The organism is Flavicella sp. IMCC45537 (genome assembly GCF_057197705.1).
In genome coordinates, this window is sequence record NZ_CM170067.1 from 2,371,501 (window position 1) to 2,396,376 (window position 24,876).

Annotated in this window: 23 protein-coding genes; 10 read left to right on the forward strand and 13 right to left on the reverse strand. The window is 33.9% G+C overall.

Annotated features, from left to right (window positions below; all coding sequences use genetic code 11):
- Nucleotides 1-3 precede the first annotated feature (3 nt).
- Both AC2DGP_RS09765 and AC2DGP_RS09770 read right to left on the reverse strand, forming a co-directional pair.
- Nucleotides 4-1,656, reverse strand: coding sequence for a DUF4270 family protein (locus AC2DGP_RS09765; RefSeq protein ID WP_484489872.1), 1,653 nt, complete (start codon nucleotides 1,654-1,656; stop codon nucleotides 4-6).
- 17 nt (nucleotides 1,657-1,673) lie between these two features.
- Nucleotides 1,674-2,483, reverse strand: coding sequence for a glycogen/starch synthase (locus AC2DGP_RS09770; protein WP_484489873.1), 810 nt, complete (start codon nucleotides 2,481-2,483; stop codon nucleotides 1,674-1,676).
- A gap of 101 nt (nucleotides 2,484-2,584) precedes the next feature.
- Between AC2DGP_RS09770 and panC the strand changes: the two genes are divergently transcribed.
- The 4 genes from panC (at nucleotide 2,585) to radA (ending at nucleotide 6,236) form a co-directional block, all read left to right on the forward strand.
- Nucleotides 2,585-3,430: a pantoate--beta-alanine ligase gene (panC, locus tag AC2DGP_RS09775; protein WP_484489874.1), complete on the forward strand. Its 846-nt coding sequence runs from the start codon at nucleotides 2,585-2,587 to the stop codon at nucleotides 3,428-3,430.
- A 73-nt stretch (nucleotides 3,431-3,503) separates the two neighbouring features.
- On the forward strand, nucleotides 3,504-3,854 hold the full coding sequence (gene panD / locus AC2DGP_RS09780; protein ID WP_484489875.1) for an aspartate 1-decarboxylase: 351 nt from the start codon (nucleotides 3,504-3,506) through the stop codon (nucleotides 3,852-3,854).
- A 1-nt stretch (nucleotide 3,855) separates the two neighbouring features.
- Nucleotides 3,856-4,836 carry a lysylphosphatidylglycerol synthase transmembrane domain-containing protein gene (locus AC2DGP_RS09785; RefSeq protein WP_484489876.1) on the forward strand — a complete coding sequence of 327 codons (981 nt, stop codon included), beginning with the start codon at nucleotides 3,856-3,858 and terminating at the stop codon, nucleotides 4,834-4,836.
- 44 nt (nucleotides 4,837-4,880) lie between these two features.
- Entirely contained in the window at nucleotides 4,881-6,236 is a 1,356-nt protein-coding gene (gene radA, locus AC2DGP_RS09790; protein WP_484489877.1) for a DNA repair protein RadA, read from the forward strand.
- Between the two features lie 50 nt (nucleotides 6,237-6,286).
- Here the strand turns inward: radA and AC2DGP_RS09795 are convergent, their stop codons facing one another.
- Nucleotides 6,287-7,033, reverse strand: coding sequence for a uroporphyrinogen-III synthase (locus tag AC2DGP_RS09795; protein ID WP_484489878.1), 747 nt, complete (start codon nucleotides 7,031-7,033; stop codon nucleotides 6,287-6,289).
- 8 nt (nucleotides 7,034-7,041) lie between these two features.
- Complete coding sequence (locus AC2DGP_RS09800) at nucleotides 7,042-7,710, reverse strand: DUF4271 domain-containing protein (protein WP_484489879.1); 669 nt, start codon at nucleotides 7,708-7,710, stop codon at nucleotides 7,042-7,044.
- A 96-nt stretch (nucleotides 7,711-7,806) separates the two neighbouring features.
- On the opposite strand from AC2DGP_RS09800, the gene AC2DGP_RS09805 reads away from it, so the two are divergent.
- The 3 genes from AC2DGP_RS09805 to AC2DGP_RS09815 are packed head-to-tail and all read left to right on the forward strand — an operon-like array spanning nucleotide 7,807 to nucleotide 10,427.
- On the forward strand, nucleotides 7,807-8,526 hold the full coding sequence (locus AC2DGP_RS09805; protein WP_484489880.1) for a polyprenol monophosphomannose synthase: 720 nt from the start codon (nucleotides 7,807-7,809) through the stop codon (nucleotides 8,524-8,526).
- A 9-nt stretch (nucleotides 8,527-8,535) separates the two neighbouring features.
- Entirely contained in the window at nucleotides 8,536-9,873 is a 1,338-nt protein-coding gene (locus AC2DGP_RS09810) for a dihydroorotase (protein WP_484489881.1), read from the forward strand.
- 5 nt (nucleotides 9,874-9,878) lie between these two features.
- Nucleotides 9,879-10,427 carry a DUF4296 domain-containing protein gene (locus AC2DGP_RS09815; RefSeq protein ID WP_484489882.1) on the forward strand — a complete coding sequence of 183 codons (549 nt, stop codon included), beginning with the start codon at nucleotides 9,879-9,881 and terminating at the stop codon, nucleotides 10,425-10,427.
- Here AC2DGP_RS09815 and AC2DGP_RS09820 read toward each other — a convergent pair whose 3' ends face one another.
- Nucleotides 10,428-11,438, reverse strand: coding sequence for an NAD-dependent epimerase/dehydratase family protein (locus tag AC2DGP_RS09820; protein ID WP_484489883.1), 1,011 nt, complete (start codon nucleotides 11,436-11,438; stop codon nucleotides 10,428-10,430).
- Nucleotides 11,439-11,542: 104 nt separating this feature from the next.
- Here AC2DGP_RS09820 and tyrS point away from each other — a divergent pair, with 104 nt between their 5' ends.
- Nucleotides 11,543-12,835, forward strand: coding sequence for a tyrosine--tRNA ligase (gene tyrS, locus AC2DGP_RS09825; protein ID WP_484489884.1), 1,293 nt, complete (start codon nucleotides 11,543-11,545; stop codon nucleotides 12,833-12,835).
- Nucleotides 12,836-12,908: 73 nt separating this feature from the next.
- On the opposite strand, the gene AC2DGP_RS09830 is transcribed toward tyrS, so the two are convergent.
- The 4 genes from AC2DGP_RS09830 to AC2DGP_RS09845 all read right to left on the reverse strand — a co-directional run bounded on the left by AC2DGP_RS09830 (nucleotide 12,909) and on the right by AC2DGP_RS09845 (nucleotide 18,135).
- The gene (locus AC2DGP_RS09830; RefSeq protein ID WP_484489885.1) at nucleotides 12,909-13,346 is read right to left on the reverse strand and encodes a YHS domain-containing (seleno)protein; all 438 of its coding nucleotides are present in this window, start codon (nucleotides 13,344-13,346) and stop codon (nucleotides 12,909-12,911) included.
- Nucleotides 13,347-13,506: 160 nt separating this feature from the next.
- Nucleotides 13,507-14,466 (reverse strand): T9SS type A sorting domain-containing protein, encoded by a 960-nt coding sequence (locus tag AC2DGP_RS09835; protein ID WP_484489886.1) that lies wholly within the window; start codon nucleotides 14,464-14,466, stop codon nucleotides 13,507-13,509.
- Between the two features lie 181 nt (nucleotides 14,467-14,647).
- Nucleotides 14,648-16,927, reverse strand: a complete 2,280-nt coding sequence (bglX, locus tag AC2DGP_RS09840; RefSeq protein WP_484489887.1) for a beta-glucosidase BglX — start codon at nucleotides 16,925-16,927, stop codon at nucleotides 14,648-14,650.
- 224 nt (nucleotides 16,928-17,151) lie between these two features.
- Nucleotides 17,152-18,135: a long-chain-fatty-acid--protein ligase gene (locus AC2DGP_RS09845; RefSeq protein WP_484492497.1), complete on the reverse strand. Its 984-nt coding sequence runs from the start codon at nucleotides 18,133-18,135 to the stop codon at nucleotides 17,152-17,154.
- A 54-nt stretch (nucleotides 18,136-18,189) separates the two neighbouring features.
- On the opposite strand from AC2DGP_RS09845, the gene AC2DGP_RS09850 reads away from it, so the two are divergent.
- Nucleotides 18,190-18,603, forward strand: a complete 414-nt coding sequence (locus AC2DGP_RS09850) for a hypothetical protein (RefSeq protein ID WP_484489888.1) — start codon at nucleotides 18,190-18,192, stop codon at nucleotides 18,601-18,603.
- A gap of 20 nt (nucleotides 18,604-18,623) precedes the next feature.
- On the opposite strand, the gene AC2DGP_RS09855 is transcribed toward AC2DGP_RS09850, so the two are convergent.
- Nucleotides 18,624-21,500, reverse strand: a complete 2,877-nt coding sequence (locus tag AC2DGP_RS09855; RefSeq protein WP_484489889.1) for a DUF5060 domain-containing protein — start codon at nucleotides 21,498-21,500, stop codon at nucleotides 18,624-18,626.
- Between the two features lie 134 nt (nucleotides 21,501-21,634).
- On the reverse strand, nucleotides 21,635-21,994 hold the full coding sequence (gene trxA, locus AC2DGP_RS09860) for a thioredoxin (protein WP_484489890.1): 360 nt from the start codon (nucleotides 21,992-21,994) through the stop codon (nucleotides 21,635-21,637).
- 131 nt (nucleotides 21,995-22,125) lie between these two features.
- Here trxA and mqo point away from each other — a divergent pair, with 131 nt between their 5' ends.
- Nucleotides 22,126-23,478, forward strand: a complete 1,353-nt coding sequence (gene mqo / locus AC2DGP_RS09865; RefSeq protein ID WP_484489891.1) for a malate dehydrogenase (quinone) — start codon at nucleotides 22,126-22,128, stop codon at nucleotides 23,476-23,478.
- A 51-nt stretch (nucleotides 23,479-23,529) separates the two neighbouring features.
- Here the strand turns inward: mqo and AC2DGP_RS09870 are convergent, their stop codons facing one another.
- Nucleotides 23,530-24,411 (reverse strand): zinc-dependent peptidase, encoded by an 882-nt coding sequence (locus tag AC2DGP_RS09870; RefSeq protein WP_484489892.1) that lies wholly within the window; start codon nucleotides 24,409-24,411, stop codon nucleotides 23,530-23,532.
- 9 nt (nucleotides 24,412-24,420) lie between these two features.
- Complete coding sequence (locus AC2DGP_RS09875) at nucleotides 24,421-24,876, reverse strand: GreA/GreB family elongation factor (RefSeq protein ID WP_484489893.1); 456 nt, start codon at nucleotides 24,874-24,876, stop codon at nucleotides 24,421-24,423.

A 24,876-nucleotide genomic window follows, 5' to 3' on the forward strand; every position in this document is an offset into this window, starting at 1 on the left:
TTTTTATCTATTCTGATATGAATAATTTATATTCAATTTCACTCTTTTTTCATTTGTATCACCATCCCCGGTACCCCCAAATAAAACAACCCCTCTTGGGTTCCAATTTGGTGTTCTAACTAGAGAATCAATCGTAGAAGTTGGGTAATCCCCAGGGTTATAAATTTTCAAACCAAAATTATCAACATTACGGTTGTTCTTAACTCCAGCTGCATCCTTACCCGACAACAAATCTGTTAGATAATCCGTGATTTTAAACTTATAATAATACCTTGTTTTATTCTCCTCATCAATTTCCTCGGTCAAATTCCCATCTACAACAGATAAATTAGAAGCGGTAATATAATCTAGCAACTGAGAATTGTATGGCAGCGCTCCATTGATAGAAGGAACTTTTTTATACAAAAATAATTTATCAATACTGGGCTTATCCTCTCCGTCTACATAAAACAAAAGATTCGCTTCATTGATCAACCACAACATATTATCATTATCATCATTTGCTAAATTCCTTAAATCCATCAATTCATCACTAACGATAGTCTCATTACCCGGTTGATCATCATAATCAAACAACTTTATATTAGCCAAAGACCCTGCAGTACCTTGAATATATATCTTATCTGACGCTCTAGGGTACGAAGCTTTATCAAGTGACTCATGCTTACTTGCTTTTACTCCACCTAAATCAAATCTTCTTGTAGCTGCAATTGTATCTATATCCAACCCTGTAGAGACCAAAGAAATAACATTAGAATAATGCATATCTACAAAAGCATCCGTCAAAGGAAAAGTAACAGTTGAAGCACCAACCGTAGAAGTTACTTCAACATACAATCCTTTCATATATCTAATAAAACTTTCTTGACTTTGCAACACACTTGGTACCGTTCCGTCTTTTTCTGGAAGAATATCCAACAACTTCGTTTCAAAATACGAAGGATCTAGGTGCATAGACATAAATGGAGATTTATCAGTAAATGACTTTCGCCAGACATCTCCTGTTAAAGACTTAACAAAATAAGCCGCTGTATCCAAAGGTGAAACCGTAACAGCAGCCTCAGCTCTTAACAAAGCAGCGACATCATAATCTCTATTTGAATAGTATTTATTTACAGCAGAAGGATCACTTGGATCTAGTGGATTCAAAAATGTAGCCAATTCATGTACCTTAACATTAAAGCCATTATAAATCAAATTATCATCGGTATCCGTTGAGCTTTCACCAAAAACAGAATCTAATTGGTAAATATTAACCTCGTCTTCTATGGTTCTAACGGTAGAATGATATGGAATGTTAAGAATTACAGCATCCATATGTCTTGTTACAATGGTATCCGGATGAATCACCTCTGAATAATACTCAATGGTATCAGGCAACATTAACTGGGACACAAATGACGATCTTATTTTACCGACATTAGCCTCATCGTAAACACCCAATAAAAACTGACCACTTAATTCTGACTCTACACTATCGATATACTCATTAACGAACTCGACTTCAAAAACAGTATCTTTCGTAACAAAATTTAAGTTATCAATAAATCCAGCATCGATACTATTTAAATCATCATCAGAACAAGAAACTATTAACAATAACAGCAGTGAAAGTAAACTAATACTTTTCATAGCATTCCAAACTTTTATTGTCATAAAAAATAATTCGGTATTTAACTTAAAACTTCGTTCGAATAGAAGTCTAAATAGGCATCTGCGAAAGTTTCTTCAGGTTGAAAATCTAAAGTAGGCTTATTCTGCTCTGACACAAAATCCGTCAACTCAGAAGAAAGTTCTTCAGTTGCCTGAATCACACCGTCTGAATTTTCGATCGCACTCTTTAAAATATTCATATGACTTGGATCTTTCAATATTTCAGCTTTTTCATCAGAAATATTATCAAATTTCACTTTGTTGATCAACTCAGAATTCAACGCACCCTCAAAATCAGATTTATATAATGAAGTCACAATTTTACTTTCCGCAAACAAAGGATCGTCCTTGTAATATTCTTTTAGGTATAAAGGTAAAAGAGAAGCCATCCAACCGTGCACATGAATAATATCTGGCGCCCAGTTTAATTTCTTAACAGTTTCAACAACTCCTTTCGCAAAGAAAATAGCACGCTCATCATTATCTGAAAACAACTCACTGTTTTCATCTTTCACAGTCCCTTTTCTTTTAAAGTACTCTTCATTATCTATAAAGTAAACTTGCATTCTCTCTTTTGGAATAGACGCAACTTTAATGATCAATGGCATATCCATATCATTTACAATTAAATTCATTCCTGACAAACGAATTACCTCATGCAACTGATATCTTCTTTCATTAATAACACCGTATCTTGGCATAAAAATTCTTGTTTGAACACCTTTATGATGCGCTTTTCTTGCAGCTTCAAACGACGTTGACGACATCTCTGTCTCTGGTAAATAGGGTAAAACTTCAGAAGAAACGTACAATACTCTCTTATCTTTCATGGTCAAAACACTTAAATTTATAGATTCTTGCAAAAATACGAATTTTTATGCTAATTTCATGTTAAAATACTAAGTTTGCACACAATTTAGCGTTACACCAAATGAAAGTAGTTACAAATATTAAGGAAATCAACAAGATTATAACCTCCTTAAAATCATCTCAAAAGACAATTGGACTCACCCCTACGATGGGAGCACTGCATAAAGGACACATCTCTTTGATTGAAAAAGCCGCTAAAGAAAATGACTTTTCCATTACTACTATTTTCATCAACCCAACTCAATTTGATAAAAAAGAAGACTTGGACAACTACCCAACTACACTTGAGGCAGACTTAGACCTTTTGAATAAAACTGACTGCGATTTGGTTTTTACCCCAAGCGCTTCAGAAATGTATGATGACAAAATCAACCCAGAGTCTTTCTCATTTGATGGACTTGAAAAGGAAATGGAAGGAAAACATCGTGCTAATCATTTTGACGGAGTTGGTACAATTGTAAAGAAATTCTTTGAAATAATTCAACCTAACAAAGCCTATTTTGGTGAGAAAGATTTTCAACAATTGCAGATCATCAGAAACATGACAAGCAAACATGAACTTCCAATAGAAATTATTGGTTGCCCTATTTTTAGAGAAAAAGACGGACTCGCAATGAGTTCAAGAAACACCAGACTTACTCAAACCCAAAGAGCAGCAGCACCCTTTATATACAAAACACTCACTCAAGCGTTTCAATTATTTCAAACAGATACTATTCAAAACATCAACCAATGGATACAAAAGGAATTCGAATCCCATCCTTTTCTAGATCTTGAATACTTTGAAATAGCCAACGAACAAACACTACAAACTGTTGACTCCAAATCTGCAACAATTAACTATCGAGCATTTATAGCCGTCTATGCAGGAAAAATAAGATTGATTGACAATATATCACTACAATAAAGAACTTGTTCAATTTCTAACAAATTGAACTCCCTATGTTTCTACTTATATACAAATTCACTAATTTTGCAGCATGCAAATAGAAGTAGTAAAATCTAAAATACACAGAGTTACCGTTACTGGTGCTGATTTACAATACATTGGAAGTATCACTATCGATAAAGACTTGATGGATGCATCAAATTTAATTGAAGGTGAAAAAGTTCAAATTGTTAATATCAACAATGGAGAACGATTAGAAACTTATGTGATCCCTGGGCCGAGAAAAAGTGGAGAAATAACTTTAAACGGACCCGCAGCAAGAAAAGTAGCAAAAGGAGATATTGTTATCATAATTTCCTATGCAACCATGGACTTTGAAGAGGCTAAATCTTTCAAACCGTCCTTAGTTTTCCCTAACGAAACAAACAATTCCCTTTCATAATTTGGCACTATCTGTAAAAAGCCTTGTAAAAAAAACAATCCCATTGGCTTTGGGTGTATTTTTAATATGGATTTCATTATCCAAATTAACCCCCGAAGACATTGAAAGCGTAAAAACATCCTTCAAAACAGCCAATTATTGGTGGGTATTACTTTCTCTAGTTTTAGGTGTTTTGAGTCATTTTTCTAGAGCTTACAGATGGAAATTTATGCTTGAACCCCTTGGATACAAGCCTAAATTCTTAAACAGTGCCATGGCAGTTATTATTGCCTATTTGGTAAACTTAGGCATCCCAAGAGCGGGAGAACTATCTCGAGCGGCAGCTTTAGCCGAATATGAAGATGTTCCATTTGAAAAAGGTTTCGGAACTATTGTAGCAGAAAGAGTAGCAGACTTAGTAATGTATGCCTTATTCATTTTTCTTGCCTTTTTTGCTCAGTATGATTTAATCAAAACAGAACTCTCGAAAAAACTACCCAATAACCCTGTATACACCGTTATTGGACTAGTTGTTATTGGAATCATCGGATATTTATTTTTAAAATGGTTAAAAAACTCTAAGAAAGAATCTGTTTTAAAATTGAAAACCTTTATTTCTGGATTGATTGTAGGAGTCAAAAGTATCTTTACTATGAAGAAAAAATGGGCCTTTATTTTTCATACTTTCTTTATTTGGATCATGTACATAATGATGCTCTATGTTGCAAAATTCGCAATTCCAGAAACTGCTGATTTATCTATCAATGCTGTTCTAATAAGTTTTGTTATCGGAACTTTTAGCTATGCTGCAACTAACGGAGGTATTGGAGCTTATCCCCTTGCAATTCAAAGTGCACTTTTACTTTATGGTGTAAACGAAGTGGCTGGACTTAGTTTTGGCTGGATTATGTGGGCCTCTCAAACACTTATGGTTTTGGTCTTTGGAGGACTCTCCTTCTTACTGCTTCCACTTTACAACAAATCAAAAAAGATAAGCGCATAATATTTCAGAGTATTTTCTTTTCTTTGCCATAGAAGACTTTCATTATGGCAAAAACAAAAACGACTTTTTTCTGTCAAAGCTGCGGAACACAATTTCCGAAATGGCAAGGACAATGTTCATCCTGTAAAGAATGGAATACGATTGTTGAGGAAATAGTTCAAAAGGAAGAAAAACGTAATTGGAAACAATCTACAAGTAAAAAGACAGCCAACGTACCACTTCCTGTTTCTGAGATAGAAATCAATAAGGAACACAGAATCCATACACATAACAATGAACTAAATAATGTTCTTGGAGGAGGTTTAGTACCCGGGTCAGTTATTTTACTAGGAGGAGAACCTGGCATCGGAAAATCTACTCTGCTATTGCAAATTGCATTAGAAATGCAACAACAAGTCCTATATGTATCCGGAGAAGAAAGCCAATCTCAAATAAAAATGAGAGCCGAAAGACTGCAAAACAAAAACTCCAACTGCCTCATTCTAACAGAGACGAACACGCAGAACATTTTTAAAAACATAGAAAATTTAGACCCAGATATTCTGGTTATTGACTCCATACAAACACTTCACACAAACCAAATAGACGCCTCTCCTGGAACCGTTTCACAAATCAAAGAGACGACTGCTGAACTTATAAAATTCGCGAAAGAAACAGCAACTCCAGTGCTTGTGATTGGCCACATTAATAAAGAAGGAACGATTGCTGGACCAAAAATACTTGAACACATGGTAGATGTGGTATTACAATTTGAGGGAGACAGAAACCACACTTATAGAATTCTAAGATCTCAGAAAAACCGTTTTGGCTCTACAGCGGAGCTTGGAATTTATGAAATGCTTGGAACAGGCTTAAGAGAAGTTACAAATCCTTCTGAAATTCTTATTAGCGAAAAAGATGCTGACCTAAGTGGAACAGCGATTGCTGCGACGCTCGAAGGAATGAGACCTTTAATGATTGAAGTACAAGCTTTAGTGAGTACCGCGGTTTACGGAACCCCTCAACGCTCTGCAACTGGATATAACTTAAAAAGACTCAATATGATTCTTGCTGTGCTAGAAAAAAGAGCCGGATTTAGATTAGGAGCTAAAGATGTCTTTTTAAATATTACTGGGGGAATTCAGGTTGCAGATCCAGCCATTGATCTAGCAGTTGTCTCCGCCATTTTATCTTCTAATGAAGATGATGCAATTCCACAAAACTACACTTTTGCCGCTGAGATAGGACTTGCCGGTGAAATACGTCCGGTGAACAAAATAGATCAACGAATCGCAGAAGCAGAAAAACTTGGATTCGACAAAATATTTATCTCAAAATTCAACAAATACAAAAAAGACACCAAGGGAATTCAAATAATTTGTGTCTCTAAAATAGAAGAAATTTACGCTTTGTTATTCTAACAAAAAAAGCCGTTTGTAGTACAAACGGCTTTTATATTTTGTTGTCAATATTATTTTGACTTGTTCACTTCTTTTATATACTTCTCAAGCGCCATTGTCATAGAAGGAGTCTCTGGCGTAGGTGCAGAAATATCAATTTTCAACCCAGCTTCTGTCGCTGCTTTTACAGTTGTATTTCCAAAAACTGCAATTCGGGTATCATTTTGTTTGAAATTTGGAAAATTCTTAAATAAAGAATCAATTCCTGATGGGCTAAAGAAAACCAACACATCATAAAACACATTCTCTAAATTAGAAAGATCACTCATTACCGTTTTATATAAATCTAAACGAGTCCACTTTACCCCTAACTCCTCTAAGGTATTCGGAACCAATGCCTTTAATTTATCTGATGATGGCAATAAAAAGTTCTCAGTCTTATGCTTTTTAATCAATTTTCCAAGCTCTGGAAAAGTTCTTTGACCTACATAAATTTTTCTCTTTCTGTAAACAACATATTTCTGTAAGTAATAAGCGACTGCTTCAGACTGGCAAAAATATTTCATTTCAGCAGGTACAGTAAACCTCATTTCTTCAGCAATTCTAAAAAAATGATCTACAGCATTTCTACTCGTTAAAATAACTGCGGTAAATTCTTTTAAATCGATTTTTTCTGCGCGAACTTCTTTTACAGAAATACCTTCAACATGAATAAATGATCTAAAATCAATTTTTACCTTTTGCTTTTCTGACAATTCAAAATAAGGAGAATTCTCTTTAGGCTCAGGTTGTGAGACTAGAATAGTTTTCACTTTCATATAATATACTATTTATCTACCGTGATCTTAAAAATTAATAATATCGGTACTATTTCAAGTGTGCAAAGATACACAATAAAATAAAACAAATTTTCAATTATAACTTTAATATTCTTAAACACAACAAACACAGCTATTAACACCATTAACAGTATAAAAACACAGACAGACAACATCATATAGAAAGACTGATGGTTAACATCCGCATAAATCAGAAACCATAAAAATGGCATCATAATAAGAGTACTTAATTTAAAATATGTGAATTTCTGAATATGAAAAACCTTCAAAACCTCAACAAAATTAAAAACCTTTGCAATCACTAATGTGATTAAATATTTGATTATTAAAAACGCGCTCAAGCCTAAAAAAATATTACGCAGCAAGGGCCACAACTCCATATGACTGTCTATTATCCTAACTTGATAAAGCTTTGTAAAAAAAACTGAAAAAATTAAATTTTGCACAAGAAACAGCAATAGTTTAAAACCATTGAAATTAGATTTTAGCTCATTATCATAGTCTAAAAAAAAAGTTTTAGAATAGACACTAGTAAGCATTCCGTGAAAAATCTTTGGATATTTAAGTTTTATAACCGTCAACAGCAACAATATAAAAACAAAAACAATACTGTAAATATCGTTGTTCTCAAAAGACCTTTCTATCCCGTACCCCATAGCAAACAATCTCTTAAAACTAAATCCAAATTAACAAAACCTTTAACGCAAAATTAGTAATAAAAAGTTATACATTTGTAGTCAATTTTTAAGTCTATGTCTGATACTATTGTAATAATTCCAACGCTAAACGAGATTGAAAACATTAATGAAATTATTTCTGCTGTTTTCAGCGACGAAAAGAAATTTCATATTTTAGTGGTAGATGACAATTCTAAAGACGGAACACCGGAAGCTGTTGAAGAATTAATGCAAAAATTTCCAGAGCGTCTTTTTTTAGAAAAAAGAAAAGGGAAAAAAGGCCTTGGAAGCGCATACATACATGGTTTTAAATGGGCTTTAAAAAAGCAATATGAGTATATCATCGAAATGGATGCTGATTTCTCTCACAACCCAAAAGACTTGATAAAGTTATACAACGCATGCATTGAAGATGGAGCAAAATTATCAGTCGGCTCAAGATATGTGAATAATAATGTAAACGTGATTAACTGGAATATCAAAAGGTTATTACTTTCTTATTTTGCATCTAAATATGTTCAATTCATTACAAATATACCTTTATACGACACCACAGCGGGTTTTGTATGCTACCATAGAAGTGTTCTAGAAACCATCGACCTTGATAAAATCCAATTCGTTGGATATGCGTTTCAGATAGAAATGAAATTCAAGACTTGGAGACATAAATTTCCAATTAAAGAGGTTTCTATCGTATTTACAGATAGAACAAAAGGTACTTCTAAAATGAGCGGATCTATTGTGACTGAAGCTATTTTTGGAGTTATAAAATTAAGATTAAAAGGACTTTCCTAAACATATATCATGAAAATTACACTTATAAAAAACGCAAACATCGTAAACGAAGGTAAAACCATCAATGCTGATGTTTTAATTGAAGGTAAATTCATAAAATCCATTGGCGACGACATTACCGCACCAGAAAATGCGCTAATTATTGACGCTAACGGAAAATACTTGTTACCAGGGGCTATTGATGACCAAGTGCACTTTAGAGAACCAGGATTAACACATAAAGCAAATATTGCTACTGAAAGTAGAGCTGCCGCAGCAGGTGGTATCACTACTTTTATTGAAATGCCAAACACAGTTCCGCAAGCAACAACGCAAGAAGAATTAGAAAAGAAATTTACGACAGCAAGCACAGACTCTTATGTAAATTATTCATTTATGTTTGGAGGAACGAATGACAACCTAGAAGAATTATTAAAAACGGACCCTAAAAAAGTTGCCGGTATCAAATTATTCCTAGGATCTTCTACAGGAAATATGCTTGTTGACGATGAAGATGTTTTAAGAAAAATATTTTCTTCAACCAATATGGTTATTTCTGTTCACTGTGAAGACGAAGGAACTATTCGAAGAAATTTCCAAGAATACAAAGATAAATTTGGAGATGACATTCCATTAAAATATCATCCAATTATTAGAAGTGAAGAAGCTTGTTACTTATCTTCTTCAAAAGCAATCGAACTTGCAAAAGAAACAGGCGCTAGACTACACATCTTTCATCTATCTACAGCAAAAGAAACTGCTTTATTCAGAAATGACATTCCGTTAAAAGATAAAAAAATCACTGCTGAAGTTTGTGTTCACCATTTAACCTTTGAAGACAAGGACTATGAAACGAAAGGTACTTTTATCAAATGGAATCCCGCAGTAAAATCTGCCTCGGATAGAGACGGATTATGGAAGGCTCTATTAGATGATAGAATTGACGTTATCGCTACAGATCACGCTCCACATACCTTAGAAGAAAAACAAAATGTTTACACCAAAGCCCCTAGTGGTGGTCCTTTAGTACAACATGCATTGCCAGCCATGATCAATTTTGTAAAAGAAGGCAAAATAACATTAGAAAAAGTGGTTGAAAAAATGGCACACAACCCAGCGATTCTTTTTGAAGTTGAAAAAAGAGGATATATTAAAGAAGGATTTTATGCTGATTTAGTATTAGTTGACCTAGAGAAATCATGGACGGCTACTAAAGAAAATACACTCTACAAATGTGGATGGACTCCTTTTGAAGGAACAGAATTTAAATCTACGATCACACAAACTTTTATCAACGGTAATTTAATCTATAACGAAGGAAACTTTGATGATATTACTAAAGGAGAAAGAATCACATTTAATCGATAAAAAAAATGAAAAATAGTATACTTATACTTTTAATTACTTGCATGATTTCTTGTACAAGTAATACTATTTTCAAAAAACCAGATGACCTTATCTCTAAGGATTCAATGGTTCTGTTACTTTCAGATTTATATCTCGCGACTTCTTCCAAAGTTTATAGAAATAAATTCGATGAAAGAAATATTGATTATACATTTTTAGTATTTCAAAAGTACGGGATAGATAGTGCCAGGTTCAGAAGAAGTAATCACTATTACACCACTAAAATCGATGATTACGAGAAAATCTACAAAGAGGTAGAAACCAAAATAAAAGCTTTAAACGTCGAATTCAAAGCCATCAAAAAAGTAAAGGATTCTATCAACAGAGATAGTACAAAACGTGCTAGACACATAAGAGATTCTATAAAAAAAGCCAAAAAGAAAAACCTAAAAACTCAAGACAGTTTAAAGCTATCTAAATCACTAGACTCCTTGCAACCTGAAAAGATTTTGAATGCTATAGATTCTGTACAAAAAGAAAATTTTATCCAGGAAAATCATTCACAAAGGGAGTAATTATACGATATCCTTTTTAAATTGCTCGGCAGTATCTTCTATTACTTTTGCCACTTTTTGAAACTTAAAATCTAACATTTTCACCACTTTATCAGAATTGTAATAGCATTTGTTATTGGCTGATTTAGCAGCATGACGTGTAAAACTATTTGACTTACCCGTAATAATAGATTTGACCAAAGACAATCTCCAGCCTATTTCTGCCAAAAATGTATTTAATTTGACACTTGGTTTTTTCTTTTGCAATGCATCCGCTATTAAATGAAACACTTCTTTAAAACCAATGTTCTCAGAAACTAAAACAAATCGTTCATTTGAAATAGTAGATTCCATACCTTTCACCATGACAGACACAACATCATCAACTCCTACAAAACCAGTCACACCCTCTGTATAAAATGGAGTTCCTTTGTTTATCATTGAAAACAAAACACCTGAATTCTCATTCCAAAATCCAGTTCCCAATATAACTCCAGGATTTACAACAAAAACTTTAAGACCTTCTTGGGCCCCTCTCCAAACCTCCATCTCGGCTCCGTACTTAGTTATAGCGTAACTATAATTATTCGTCATTAAATTAAAGTCATCTTCTTCATCAATCAAAGGCTTCTCAACAGCCTTCGCAATCGTTGCAATTGAACTTACAAAGCACAACTTTGAAACCTTGTGTGCAATACTCAAGTTAACTATGTTAGCGGTTCCCTCAATATTTACAGTACGCATTTGTTTGGCCAACCTTTCATCAAAAGAAACCAAGGCAGCAATATGATAGACCTTTCCAACTCCTTCAAAAGCAGTTTCTAAAGCAGGTACATCGGTAATATTAGCCGCAACCCACTCTATTTTTGAAAACAATGTCTCAGCATCTTTTCCAACATAAGAAAACACCTTCCTCGTTTTTTCTATAGACTTTTCTTTCCGGTAAATTGCTCTTACCACATGCCCATTTTGTGTCAATCGCAACAACAAATGAGCGCCTACCATTCCTGTACCTCCTGTAACTAAAATCATACAACGAAAATAGCCTAAAATAATGAATTCTCCTTGCTAAATCTCAACTGTTGTCCCTTTGTCTCTTACAAGCGAATCACTATATTTGCCAAAAATTTACACATATGACTACAAATTTTGTTGAAGAATTAAGATGGAGAGGTATGCTACATGACATCATGCCTGGAACAGAAGAACTTTTAAATAAAGAAGCAACTTCTGGTTATATCGGTTTTGATCCGACTGCTGATTCTTTACATATAGGTAGTTTAATTCCTATCATTATTTTAATGCATTTCCAGAAAGCAGGTCATAAACCAATTGCTTTGGTTGGTGGAGCTACTGGAATGATTGGAGACCCTTCAGGAAAATCTGCAGAAAGAAACCTATTAGATGAAGCTGCCTTAAACAGAAATGTTGCCGGTGTAAAAAGCCAACTTGAAAGATTCTTAGACTTTAACAGCAACACAGAAAACGGAGCCGAATTAGTAAACAATTACGATTGGATGAAAGAATTTTCATTGATTGATTTTGTTCGTGATATTGGAAAACATTTGACCGTTAACTATATGATGGCCAAAGAGTCTGTAAAAAAACGTGTAAGCGGAGAAGGAGATGGAATGTCTTTTACAGAATTCACCTATCAATTATTCCAAGGTTACGATTTCTTGCATTTATACGAACACAAAAACTGTAAGCTTCAGATGGGTGGTTCAGATCAATGGGGAAACATCACAACCGGTACTGAGCTTGTAAGAAGAAAAGCCCAAGGAAAAGCATATGCTATGACTTGTCCATTAATCACCAAAGCAGACGGAACAAAATTCGGAAAATCTGAAGGAGGGAATATCTGGTTGGACAAAGAAAGAACTTCAGTTTATAAATTCTACCAATATTGGTTAAATTCTTCCGACGAGGACTCTGTTGATTTTATAAAAAAATTCACATTCTTATCTAAAGAAGAAATTGATAAACTTATTGCAGAACACAACGAAGCTCCACATACTAGACTGCTTCAAAAAACAATTGCAAAAGAGGTAACTATATTAGTACATTCAGAAGAAGATTATGAAAATGCAGTAAAAGCATCTTCTATTCTTTTCGGAAAATCTACTGCTGATGATTTAAAATCATTAGATGAACAAACATTTTTAGATGTCTTTTCTGGAGTCCCACAAGCGGAAGTAAATAAATCTCTGATAGAGGAGGGATTAGATATCGTAGCGGCTTTTGCTGATACAGGATTTTTAAAATCTAACGGAGAGGTTAGAAGAGCACTTAAAGAAAATTCTATCTCTGTGAACAAAGAAAAAGTTCAGGATGGATTTTCAATTTCAAGCAATGATTTAATTGCAGATTCTTATGTTTTATTACAACGAGGAAAGAAAAAATATTTTTTACTCAAAGTAATTTCATAATAACGATTACTGAAAACACAAAAGCCTCTAAATAAAATTTAGAGGCTTTTTAAATTACTAAACTACCCCTAATCTAATAATTATTCCAATTTTTATCAGCTTGGGCCTTTAAATTTTCAGCCCCTTCTTTATTCCACAATTTGAGCGTATTGATACCCCATGAATTATAGAACAAATACAATTTACCACCTCTAATCTCAAACGTTTTTGGGTTAATTTCAACTTTTTCGTTTTTTGCACCAATTGCATAAGCACACCAACCACCATATTGAGGCATGTACCTTTCTTGGTTACTTTTAAAAAGCTCTAAATTTTTCTGACTTGAAAATTTGTATTTCACACCTTCAATTTCAGTTTGGAAATTTTTATCTCCTTCCACTGCCGTATTTTCAAAATATGCAACTACATCATAGCCATTTGCGGCATATCCTTTTTTATCTATATTAATCTCTTTTTGAGCAACAACTGATATTGCAGATAGTATAAATAGTAATAATGCTAGATTTTTCATAATTATAGTTTACGTAAACATTTGGACGTATAAAATCAACACTCATTACATCAATAAAATTTAAATAATTCACATTTATCAAGTTTCATTTTATTTTGAAGCATAAAAAAAGTCCAGATAATAATCTGGACTTTTGATCAACAAAATAGCATTGCATTTACTATTCTTTTATAATTTTTCTAATCAAGCCATTATCAGTCTTCAAAATATAAATACCAGCAGCTAAGTCAGAAATATCAATTGAATTTTGAGCTCCAAAAGTTTTAATAATTTGACCGTTTACATTGGATATGGTAATCAAATTTACGTTAGAAACATCAGAAACATTAACAATTCCTGAGGTTGGATTTGGAAATAAACTTATTTCATCTAATCTCTCATCTTCATCACTAAGAACGTCCACTACATTAAAACTCATGCTTTCAGCCGATATTTTAGGACCAAATTGTGAAGCTCCCCAGGTCATTACATCGCCTATATTCACCGTACCCCATACGTTTAAACCCGTGTAATTTACAGTTGTTTCAACCCCAACTACTGGAGTGGTAATATTTTTTCCGGCCACCGATACATCGTTTTGATTTTTCAGTTCTGCATATATTGTTCCGCTATGATTCACGTAATAAGTTATACTATATGCACCATTTAAATCAACCAAAGTCTGTTCTGGAACTGTAATACTAATAAAGGGAGTAGTGGTTTCGGTTATTGTTATCTGAGTCTCATCAACACCTCCCCAGACTCCATTTGAATTCTCCATATACAACCTCAATACATAAAAATTATCTGCGGGTAAATCAGCACTAGGTGTCAATTCATTTGGGATAGTGATACTTGCTGTTATTGAACCGCTCTCTAGGCCATTTTTATTTTGACTTGTTGCTGCTCCACTCACTTGCGTAAAACTAACTCCATTATTTGTTGTCAAAGCTAAATCTACAAAAACATTGCCGTTAACAGTAATTCCGGTGCCACCTGCATCAAATGTCCCCTCAAGACTTAACGTAGCTCCCTGTCCCTCAGTAGTTGGAGGAGTTATTGTCCAAGCTCCTGTTGGACTTTGTGCGTTTGAAATTGATGTTGCAATAATTGCAATAAGTAAAAGTAATTTTTTAATCATAATAAATTTGTTTTAGTGGTTAAAATACGAGTTCAAAACTACCCTAATATCTCCCTTACAAAGGAATGATATGGTTTTAACAACAAAACAAATGACTTACCTAAAAACACAGTTACCTCTCAAAAAACCAGCAAATTAAGGGGTTCTGAAGACCAACAATTATTTATTTTAAAAAACTAATTTATTCTATCAAAGTAAAATTTGATTCTAAATCTGTTAAAGAACTACCTCCTACAAAAACCTTAAAATCACCTTGCTCAGCTTCCCATTTATTATTGGCTGAATAAAACTGAAGCATTTTGGAATCTATTATAAATCGCACTTCTTTTGATTCTCCTGGCGCTAATGAAATCATTTCAAATCCTTTCAGTTCTTTTACAGGCCTTGTTACACTTCCAAATAGATCTCTAATATACAATTGAACAACCTCCTTCCCTGAGTATTTACCCGTGTTACTTACGGTTACGGAAACTTCTATGGAACCGCTGGCTTTCAAAGTTTCAGAGCTTAGTTGCAACCCACTGTATTCAAAAGATGTGTATGACAAACCATAACCAAATTCGTACAAAGAAGCATTTGAAACATCTTGGTAATGGGAATGAAAAACATCATTTGCTTTTACTTTTAAAGGCCTACCTGTATTTTTATAATTGTAATAAATAGGTACCTGCCCCACATTTTTTGGAAAAGTCATCGGTAATTTACCTGATGGATTATAATCTCCGTACAGAATTTGTGCGATCGCATTTCCACTTTGTGAACCGAGTTGCCAAGCCTCTACAATAGACGGAATATGTTTGTCTGCCCAATTGATTGCTAACGGACGTCCGTTCATCAACACCAAAACTATATTTTTATTTACCTTATATATCTCTTCTAATAATTCCTGCTGTAAACCGGGTAATTTTAAATCACTTCTACTTCTAGCCTCTCCTGATTGAAAACCATGTTCTCCTAGAACCATTATAACTACATCCTTATTATTTGCTGCTTTCACTGCTTCACTTATTCCAGATCTATCCGTAGAATTAATCATAACCTCCTGTGTAAAACTTGGATTCCCAATAGCTAATTTTGGTCCTTGCTGATAGGTTACTTTGTTATTTGGATAAGCTGCTAATCCCTCTAATACTGAAATAGCTGTATGATCCTCAGCTGCAATCCTCCAACTCCCTAAAGGACTTGTTTTATCATCAGCCAAATCACCAATCACGGCAATATTCAAACCTTTTTTATCAAGTGGTAAAAGTTGTGTTTCATTTTTCAATAAAACGATAGATTTTTTGGCCATATCCAATGAAGCCTCATGCAATTTAGCACTCCCTGTAATCTCTTTCTCTCTTGCTAGATCACAATATTTATAGGGATCATCAAACAACCCTAATTCAAATTTCACTTTTAATATTCTTCTAGCGGCATCATTTACATAAGATTCCTTTACTTTTCCCTCCTCAACCAACTCCTTTAAATAAGTCACAAATGAGTAGGATTCCATATCCATATCCGACCCTGCATTTACCGCTAACTCCGCAGCATGCTTATCATCTTTTGCATAACCATGCGCCACCATTTCACCAGCTGAATCCCAATCCGATACAATAAAACCATCAAAACCCCATGCTCCTTTAAGCACATCTCTTTGTAAAAATGCATTCCCTGTCGCAGGAACTCCGTTCAACTCATTGAAAGAATTCATAAAAGTTCTAACTCCTGCTTCAGTTGCTGCCATAAATGGCGGAAAAATAATATTATACAGAGTACTAGTACCAACATCTACAGTATTATAATCTCTACCAGCCTCCGCAAATCCATATCCTGTAAAATGTTTGGCACATGCGACAATCGTAGTTGGATCTGACAAATCATCACCTTGAAAACCTTGAATTCTAGCCTTTGCAACCAAACTACCTAGAAAAGGATCTTCACCTGCCCCTTCCATTACACGTCCCCACCTTGCATCTCTTGAAACATCAACCATAGGTGCAAAAGTCCAATTGATTCCTGCTGCAGATGCTTCCAAAGCGGCATTCTTAGCAGACGCTTTAATAGCTTCTAAATCCCAACTTGCTGATTCTGCTAAAGGAATTGGTGTCAAAGTTTTGTATCCATGAATCACATCAAAACCAATAATTAGGGGAATTCCCAGCCTTGTTTTTTCTACAGCAATTTTCTGAACTGCTAATACATTTTCTACCCCTCTAACATTTAACATAGAACCAACTAAACCTTCTTCTAGGTGTTTGTATTTCAATTTAGCAGCTCCCTTTTTAGGACTTGGACCTGTTACATTCCAAAAGCCATTGTATTGGTTCATTTGACCGATTTTTTCTTGAAGCGTCATTATTGATAATAACGAATCAACTTTTACATCTATTGAAGTATTATTCGGTGACTGTTTCCGATCATTACAACCAAACAAAAGCGAGATTACCAACCCACTGAGAAAGATATACCTTTTCATATTTTTAATTTTTGCTTTACTGAAATTTCTAAAAAAAAGTTCGTTACCTAAACACCACAAACAAAAACCGAATATAATTATGACTTATAAAAACGGAAGTTATTTATTAAGAAGATTTCTGTCTCACTTAAATATTTCGATACATAGAAAGATAACTAATTATCAAAATCTATTCAATAAAAAAAAGTCTTTTTCGCTGATTTTTTTTCTTTAAAAGAAAAAAATTAAGAAATCAATAAGTTACAACCGCGAATATCTGAGTTATCAAATCTTCCTAAAATCTCAAAAGAACCATCTTCTAAAACTTTGCCTAAATCTTGAGTTGCAATAAAAGAACACGAATTTTTATTCGCCAAATCGATCACATTTATACCGCCAGTTTTACCATTAGACAAAAAATGAAATGGATCTTCAGTATCTCTGATCAATATGTACATCCAAGGTGGACAATCAAAAACACCATGACCTTTAGAATATCCTTGACTTAATAATTCGGTCATACCATACTCCGAATGAATCGTATCTACACCGAAACCTTCTTTTAATACTGCATGCAATTCTTCTCGAATCATTTCTCTACGTTTTCCCTTCATTCCACCCGTCTCCATAACAATGGTATTTTTTAGAGCAAACTGATGTTTTTCTATCAAATCTAACAAAGCAAAAGACACTCCTATTAGCAGTACCTTTTTACCTCTTGTCTCTAAATCTAACAATATTTCGCACAACTCATCCAAATTATCCAGATAGAAGCCACTCTCCACTTGTTCTGATTTTTGTATCAAATCATTAACCATATACACTAAAGAAGAACCATCCCTTTCCAAATAAGAAGGCAACAAGGCTAACACTACAAGTTCTTTGACATCTCCATAAAAGTGAGTAAAGCCTTTCAAATAACTGTCTTCATAAAGAGACAAATCCGAAACAAAATGCTTACTTTGAACTGAACCAGTTGTTCCACTGCTTAAAAATATTTGTTGCTCTACATCTCTTGAGGAAACTACTTTATGAGATTTAAAAAACTGTATCGGTAAAAAAGGAATTTCAGAGAGATTTTGAACAGCATCTATTGATACTTTCAAATGAGATAAATACTCTTTATACACCAAATTATTCTTCGCTTGAAAACGGAAAGTCTCCAAAGCTTTTTTATTAAAATCTTGGCTAGATTTTATTTCAAATATATCTCTAACTTTATCACTCATTACTAATGACAAAAATAGATTAATTTTGGATGTGCCACACTTTATTATAAAATGATGTTTAAAAAAATATTTTTTCTACTTACCTCCCTTATAACAACCGCCTGTTCTGAGAGTAAAATAGACAACCTTAAAAATGATTGCCATCTTATTGATATCGTTTGTACAGAAGAGTTTAGAACAATTACTTTAGAAATAGTTGATTCGCAAGATAACCCTGTGATTTTAGACTCTTACAGAATAACCAGAGAAGACACAGAAGAAGAAAATGAATTAAATGAAAATTCCCACCAAAATTTCTATCCTATTATCAATGACAGTTATCAAAATGAAATCGCACTCAAAGAAATAAAAATAAAATTTTCAGGATCTATAAACAGTAAAGAAGTAGTTTCTGCCAACTACGTGGTCACTGCAGATTGCTGCCATATTGATTTAGTTTCTGGTCCAACTAAAATTGTTCTGAAATAACAAACTACTAATCTTAAGAATTAGTCTTTAGGTTTGTAATTTTTATTCTTAGTCAGAATAAATTTATCAAATTCAAATCCATCCTCCCTCATTGAAAAAATAACAATATATTCACCTCTATGAGGAAACTTTAGATAAATGGTATTCGGAACACCACAATGATTCTCAGGTACCCTTTGAGCTGATGTCCACGTCCATTTATTCTTTCCTTGACATAATTGAATTCTTTGCCCACTTTCTGGCCATGTATTGTTCAACCCAACATGCAAACCATTATCTTCTGGCCCACTAGAGTAAGCCCTTGTCCAAACGTAATATTTCCCTGGTGATTTAATTTTAACCTTATAGGCAACCACTCCTCCATAACCAGGAAATGGGAAAAAATTTTCACCAACAATTAACGCATCACTATGGGTAACTCTAGTATCAGGCAAAGCCTCTAAATAACTTTCTCCGCTAGCACCTGCCATGTGATTTTCTAATTTTTCAATACCAATAGTCTCTCCAGATTTTCTCACATACCAATCTCTTGGAGACCCATTATTACTTTTAAAATGATAGGCTTCTGCCTCTACTTCTATAACACCGTTCTTCGACCCAAAAGCTTTGGCATTTTTCAATTCATTTCTTAAATTTATAACTGGACTGGGTGTTAAAAAAATAGATTGCCACCTACCTCTAGCCCATGCTGTTTCATCTTTTTCCGGAATTTTCCCATTCGTAACCGCCCTTGACATCACTTCAATAACATCTCCATGTTCCAAGTAAAGCAAACCAAGATTACTATCAAATTTAGCCAATGGCTTTTCCGTTTCTTTATTCTTTACCTTCGCAACAGTTTCTCCATTCACTTTAATCCTATAATCGGATTCCCCATCATTTTCGGTATAGGATACGAAAACAGCTTTATACATTCCGGTCTGTCCTTTAAAGCTCATTTTAGCAGCGGCATAAACATCTCTATACTTCTTGTTACCAGCATTAATCCCAAGAACTTTTGATTTTTTATCTACATAATAAACTGCATCTGAATTTTGAGAAATAGTAAAATCTTTTAAGGCATTTAACTCCATTTTTTCAGGAGCAAGTGTTATACTTGACTTTCCTTTTTGCTTGCTAATCACCAAAGCTACCCAATCTCCATTTTTAGCAGGAGGAATCCCTAATGAAACTTCCTTTCCCCCATAAACTCTTTTAACAGAGCCTTTCTGTAATTTTCCTCCTGTTCTCGGGTTGTACCACTTTACGTCAAATTTTGCATCAACACCGAATAAATCTAAAACAACATTATCTTTTATTTCAGGAATATAAATTGCGTAACAACTTCCGTTTTTTGCAAAAACATAATCACTCTTATCTTTAGTCAACTCATCGGCTGATTTCATTTCTGTAAAAGGAAGATATTTTTGAAAAAAATCTAAGGCATGATGCGTTTGCTCCCAAAGAATATCCCTAGACCTCCAATCCTCACAATTCAAGTCATTATGTGCATATTTATAACCAAAATACCATTCTACACCAGCTCCGCCAGCCATAAGGTTAGACCATAAAACATGATTTCTTATCTCATTATGCTCTGGGTCAACTGCATCAGGAAGTGCACCTTTATCTGCAGGGCCTATTTCGTCCTGGCAAGCAATCCAACGTTTCCCTGCCTTCCTAGACTTATCAATCCATTTTTTTGTGATTTCATGAATAGTTTTAGGATCATGGGTTTGAAATGATGGTCCATCTAAATAGTCATAACCTAATAAAGGCTCTAAAAACAAGTCTTGTGCCTTTGGATCGGCATGTGTATGCAATACTACAAATCCTTTGTAAGGATCATGGGTTTTAATATAACGTGCCATATCCTCACGATCCTTATCAGTTTGCCCTTTTGGTGTCCAATGCAAAGGACCATTTTCTTCTCCAAGATTCCAAGTCACACCCAAATGATGTCCAAATCTAGCAATCAACTCTCTATAATAAAGCTTGCGTTGTGTTTTTAACTCACCAATATCCAACAATAATTCATTCTCTGTTTCTTGGGTTACGATATGCAACATCAATCCTAGCGAATCCATATGATCAAAAACCACTTCCCATTGATCCAACTTACTACAATCAAAACGATAACGTTCATTGATATCATTCCATGGCCATACATCCTTTCCATCTCCTTGCACATTCATTGTCAAAAAATAAACAGAATTCATTTGTTTCGACTTTAAATAATTCAAGGCTCCCACAATATTCTTTCCCTTTCCGTTTTTCCAAGTTGGATCTCCTTCTTTCCAATCCTTAGCATGCGCTTCATATTTATGAGAAGCTGGGGTTTGATCAAACTCATAATACCCTAAAAAACTCTCCGGGCTATCAGCTCCTCCCTTTAAGAAATAATCCTTTGTTTCTTGAAAATGTAAATAACCTTTATCAGTATGAGTCAACCTTCCTTTTGCTCTAAAATCACCTCCTTTTTTATCAGACTTATCTATATTAAATGTACCTGAAACACCATCAAACCAAATAGGTTTTCCCGCCTTTACATCATCACTTACCGCAATAGCCTTTGCTTTTCTAAACGAAACCTTATAACTCCATTCCCCTGTTAAATTAGGCCTAAACCGAACTTTCCAAATAGAACCTTTAGTTGCACTTGACTCTCCTGCATTACCATCCGCTGCAAAAAAACCAGGAACGTTCATTGTTGTTTTTCCATTGGTAAAAGTCACCATTAGTCGATAATCCAAAAACGGATTGCTATCACCATTTTCAGAAAGAATCTCCCCCTGAAAGTTTAATGTTACTTTATGCCACTTTTTGAGCTCGCCATCAATAACTACTTTCTCTGTTTGTGCAAAAATTGCATTAAATACAAAAAGGATTGATACCAAAAGAGGAATTTGCTTTTTCATTAGTTTATGGTTTTGACATAGTTTAAGATGTGCAAATTAGTAAAAATGATTTATAATGATGTTTATAAAAACTCACATATAAAACAAAAAGAGTGCAATAAATTGCACTCTTTTGTTTATTTAAAAACTAAAAATTACTTTTCTACAGACAAAACATCTGCAATAATTCTTTCCAATTCTTGTTTCGGAAGTGCTCCTTGCGCCATTTGAGGTTGTCCTTCCATCGGAACAAACAACATAGAAGGAATACTTCTAATTCCAAAAGCACCAGAAAGTTCTTGTTCTGCTTCTGTGTCAACTTTATAAATATTGACCTTTCCCTTATATTCCTCGCCCAACACTTCTAAAATAGGAGCTAACGACTTACATGGCCCACACCAATCTGCATAAAAATCTATGATACATGGGATCTCCCCGTTAAATTTCCAGTCTTTATTTTCTTCGAAATTAAACACCTTTTCAAAAAAGGCTTGTTTTGTTAATAATTCTGTCATGTTTTTTTTGTTTTATTTTCAATTTAAGTCGTAAAATTCCATCAATCTTACAAGCTGCAAATATGATAAATATCATAACAAAGCCCTATCTTTGCAGGCAAATAATTTAATTCAATTTTTAAGACCTACAAATGTCTAAAACTATAAAACATTCTGAGTTTGTATTGATTGGTGGAGGAATCATGAGTGCCACATTAGCAATAATGCTCTATGAAAGATTTCCCGGTAAAAAGATCACAATCATTGAAAAACTTCCAAAAATGGCTGAAGAAAGTTCTGAAGCTTGGAATAACGCAGGAACAGGACATGCAGGTAACTGTGAATTAAACTACACACCGGAAAAAAACGGAGAGGTTGACACTTCAAAAGCTGTAAAAACGGCAAAGCAATTTAATGAAACATTAGCCTTCTGGAAAGAGTGCGCTGAAAAAGGATACTTACATAATATTGATAAATGTATCTCAACGGTTCCTCATATTAGTTTTGTAGAAGGAAAAAGCAATTGTAAATATTTAGAAAAAAGATATAATGCCTTGAAAGAAATTGAATATTTCAAGGAAATGATTTTTTCTAAAGACTATGATGAAATTCAAAAGTGGCTTCCATTGATGATGGAAGGAAGAAGTAAGAAACAACATGTTGCTGCTACTTTTGTAAAAGAAGGATATGATGTGAATTTTGGTGAAATAGCAGAGCAATTATTCAGATTCCTTTCTAAGCAAGATAATGTTCAATTATTGAATAGAAGTAATGTTTACAACCTACAAAAAACCGACAACAAACGCTGGTTGCTTACCATCAAAGGACAAAGTGTTGGTAAACACTGGAAACTAGTTTCTAATTATGTTTTTATTGGTGCTGGTGGTGGTGCGCTTTCTTTATTAGAGAAATCAGGAATTAAAGAAGCAAGAGGTTATGGTGGATTCCCAATTAGCGGATTATGGCTACGTTGCACCAACCCAGAAATTATAGAACGACATGAGGCAAAAGTATATGGAAAAGCAAAAAAAGGCTCTCCTCCTATGTCTGTACCTCATATGGATACAAGAATGATCAATGGACGTAAAGAATTATTATTTGGACCGTATGCTGGTTTCACAACAAAATTCTTAAAACATGGTTCTATGTTCGATTTACCTAAATCTGTAGAATTTGATAACATCATGAGTCTTTTAGGAGCTGGTTACAAAAACCTTCCTTTGGTAGCTTACTTGATCAAACAAGTTAGCCTTAATTTTAAAGACCGAATGGAAATGCTAAGAGAATTTTACCCTGAAGCAGATGATAATGATTGGAAACTTGTAGTAGCAGGACAACGGGTTCAAATTATTAAAAGAGACAAAAAAGGTTTCGGAAAACTTGAATTTGGTACGGAAATAATTATTTCTAAAGACAAGACTATTGGAGCATTATTGGGAGCTTCTCCTGGGGCTTCTACTTCGTACTCAGTTATGAAAAAAGTTATGGAAAAAAGTTTTAAATAAATGATATCATAAATTTTAAAAAAGCTGCTTGAGAAACCTCAAGCAGCTTTTTTAATTTAAACCACAACATCTTTTGAATTTCATTCCACTATCGCAAGGACATGGACTATTTCTACCGACCTCAACTGTTTTAGGATTTAAATTTCTCTCTGACATATCTTGATTGAAAAAATACCTCAGGTGGTCATATAATTCGGGATGTTTTCTTTTTAACAATTTTGGTCTTTCAAAAAAATACTCACTTGCAACCGAAAAAAATTCAGCTTTATTTGTACCACCATAAGGATTAATATCTGAATCACCAGAATAAATTTCTTTCAGTTTTGAATCTATAAAATCCAACCAAGGGATTGCATACTGCTTCTCCATCAACACAGAAGGAAGTCCATCAATAGTACCCCCTCTTTTATCAATCAAATGGACAAACTCATGAATTGCCGTATTTTTTTTATCTGATTCATTTTTAAATCCAATCCTTAAGGCTTCTTTAGATAAAATCATTTTTCCAACCATAGGACCATTTCCAACCATGCCTAAAATTTTTCTACCAGCACCAACTGTCTCTAGTTTTTCATTAAAAGTAGTCGGATAAATCAAAACCTTCTCTAAATCATAATACCTCCAATCTTTAAATCCAAAAACGGGAATAATTGCACTCGCAGCCACCAACAACCTATCTACATCATCAATACTTGTCCTTACCGGAATAATTTTACAATTCAACAAAAACTCCTGCACTCTTAATTCAAATTTCGCTCTATCGGAATCTCCTAAAGAAACATAAAAATGAACCTTATCTATAAGTATTTCCCTCCACTGGTCAGAAAATTGCACGCTTGGTTTCTTCCACAAACTTTTATTATTCGGAAACCAAATAAAAAACCACAACCACAAAAAAATCAATAAAAGAGCAATCAATATAAAAAGAAACATAAATTTGATTTAAAACAATTCAACAACTTGATATTCTTTCTCTTGAAAAGAAAAAACCTCCCCCACTTTCTTTCCTAACAGCAAACGACCTAAGGGAGATCCAGGAGAGATTACAAAATAATCTTCATCTGCAACTGTAATCTTACCGATACTAATTCCCATAAAATAAGTACCTAAATTTGTTTTAATCACAGAACCCAAAGCCGCTATCTTAGATAAGTTAGATACATCTATTTTTTCTACCATCAATTTCATTTGACGTACTTGACTTAATTGCTGACCAGCTTTCTCCATCTCAAGTTGCAACATGGCTCTTCCTGTTTCATGCTTGTCACCTGCTGAGCTCTTTGACTCTGAATCTAAAGATTCTTTATTTGATTGTATCGTTTTTTGAATTGTATCCATTTTTGAGGACACAAAACTTTCACAGGCAAACTTTAATTTATTTTTTAATTTTAATTGCAT

What these genes read in the sequence shown, in the direction of transcription:
- AC2DGP_RS09765 (WP_484489872.1), bottom strand. Translation starts at nt 1,656, where the DNA reads ATGACAATAAAAGTTTGGAATGCTATGAAAAGTATTAGTTTACTTTCA.
- AC2DGP_RS09770 (WP_484489873.1), bottom strand. Translation starts at nt 2,483, where the DNA reads ATGAAAGATAAGAGAGTATTGTACGTTTCTTCTGAAGTTTTACCCTAT.
- panC (WP_484489874.1), top strand. Translation starts at nt 2,585, where the DNA reads ATGAAAGTAGTTACAAATATTAAGGAAATCAACAAGATTATAACCTCC.
- panD (WP_484489875.1), top strand. Translation starts at nt 3,504, where the DNA reads ATGCAAATAGAAGTAGTAAAATCTAAAATACACAGAGTTACCGTTACT.
- radA (WP_484489877.1), top strand. Translation starts at nt 4,881, where the DNA reads ATGGCAAAAACAAAAACGACTTTTTTCTGTCAAAGCTGCGGAACACAA.
- AC2DGP_RS09795 (WP_484489878.1), bottom strand. Translation starts at nt 7,033, where the DNA reads ATGAAAGTGAAAACTATTCTAGTCTCACAACCTGAGCCTAAAGAGAAT.
- AC2DGP_RS09800 (WP_484489879.1), bottom strand. Translation starts at nt 7,710, where the DNA reads ATGGGGTACGGGATAGAAAGGTCTTTTGAGAACAACGATATTTACAGT.
- AC2DGP_RS09805 (WP_484489880.1), top strand. Translation starts at nt 7,807, where the DNA reads ATGTCTGATACTATTGTAATAATTCCAACGCTAAACGAGATTGAAAAC.
- AC2DGP_RS09810 (WP_484489881.1), top strand. Translation starts at nt 8,536, where the DNA reads ATGAAAATTACACTTATAAAAAACGCAAACATCGTAAACGAAGGTAAA.
- AC2DGP_RS09815 (WP_484489882.1), top strand. Translation starts at nt 9,879, where the DNA reads ATGAAAAATAGTATACTTATACTTTTAATTACTTGCATGATTTCTTGT.
- AC2DGP_RS09820 (WP_484489883.1), bottom strand. Translation starts at nt 11,438, where the DNA reads ATGATTTTAGTTACAGGAGGTACAGGAATGGTAGGCGCTCATTTGTTG.
- tyrS (WP_484489884.1), top strand. Translation starts at nt 11,543, where the DNA reads ATGACTACAAATTTTGTTGAAGAATTAAGATGGAGAGGTATGCTACAT.
- AC2DGP_RS09830 (WP_484489885.1), bottom strand. Translation starts at nt 13,346, where the DNA reads ATGAAAAATCTAGCATTATTACTATTTATACTATCTGCAATATCAGTT.
- AC2DGP_RS09835 (WP_484489886.1), bottom strand. Translation starts at nt 14,466, where the DNA reads ATGATTAAAAAATTACTTTTACTTATTGCAATTATTGCAACATCAATT.
- bglX (WP_484489887.1), bottom strand. Translation starts at nt 16,927, where the DNA reads ATGAAAAGGTATATCTTTCTCAGTGGGTTGGTAATCTCGCTTTTGTTT.
- AC2DGP_RS09845 (WP_484492497.1), bottom strand. Translation starts at nt 18,135, where the DNA reads ATGAGTGATAAAGTTAGAGATATATTTGAAATAAAATCTAGCCAAGAT.
- AC2DGP_RS09850 (WP_484489888.1), top strand. Translation starts at nt 18,190, where the DNA reads ATGTTTAAAAAAATATTTTTTCTACTTACCTCCCTTATAACAACCGCC.
- AC2DGP_RS09855 (WP_484489889.1), bottom strand. Translation starts at nt 21,500, where the DNA reads ATGAAAAAGCAAATTCCTCTTTTGGTATCAATCCTTTTTGTATTTAAT.
- trxA (WP_484489890.1), bottom strand. Translation starts at nt 21,994, where the DNA reads ATGACAGAATTATTAACAAAACAAGCCTTTTTTGAAAAGGTGTTTAAT.
- mqo (WP_484489891.1), top strand. Translation starts at nt 22,126, where the DNA reads ATGTCTAAAACTATAAAACATTCTGAGTTTGTATTGATTGGTGGAGGA.
- AC2DGP_RS09870 (WP_484489892.1), bottom strand. Translation starts at nt 24,411, where the DNA reads ATGTTTCTTTTTATATTGATTGCTCTTTTATTGATTTTTTTGTGGTTG.
- AC2DGP_RS09875 (WP_484489893.1), bottom strand. Translation starts at nt 24,876, where the DNA reads ATGCAATTAAAATTAAAAAATAAATTAAAGTTTGCCTGTGAAAGTTTT.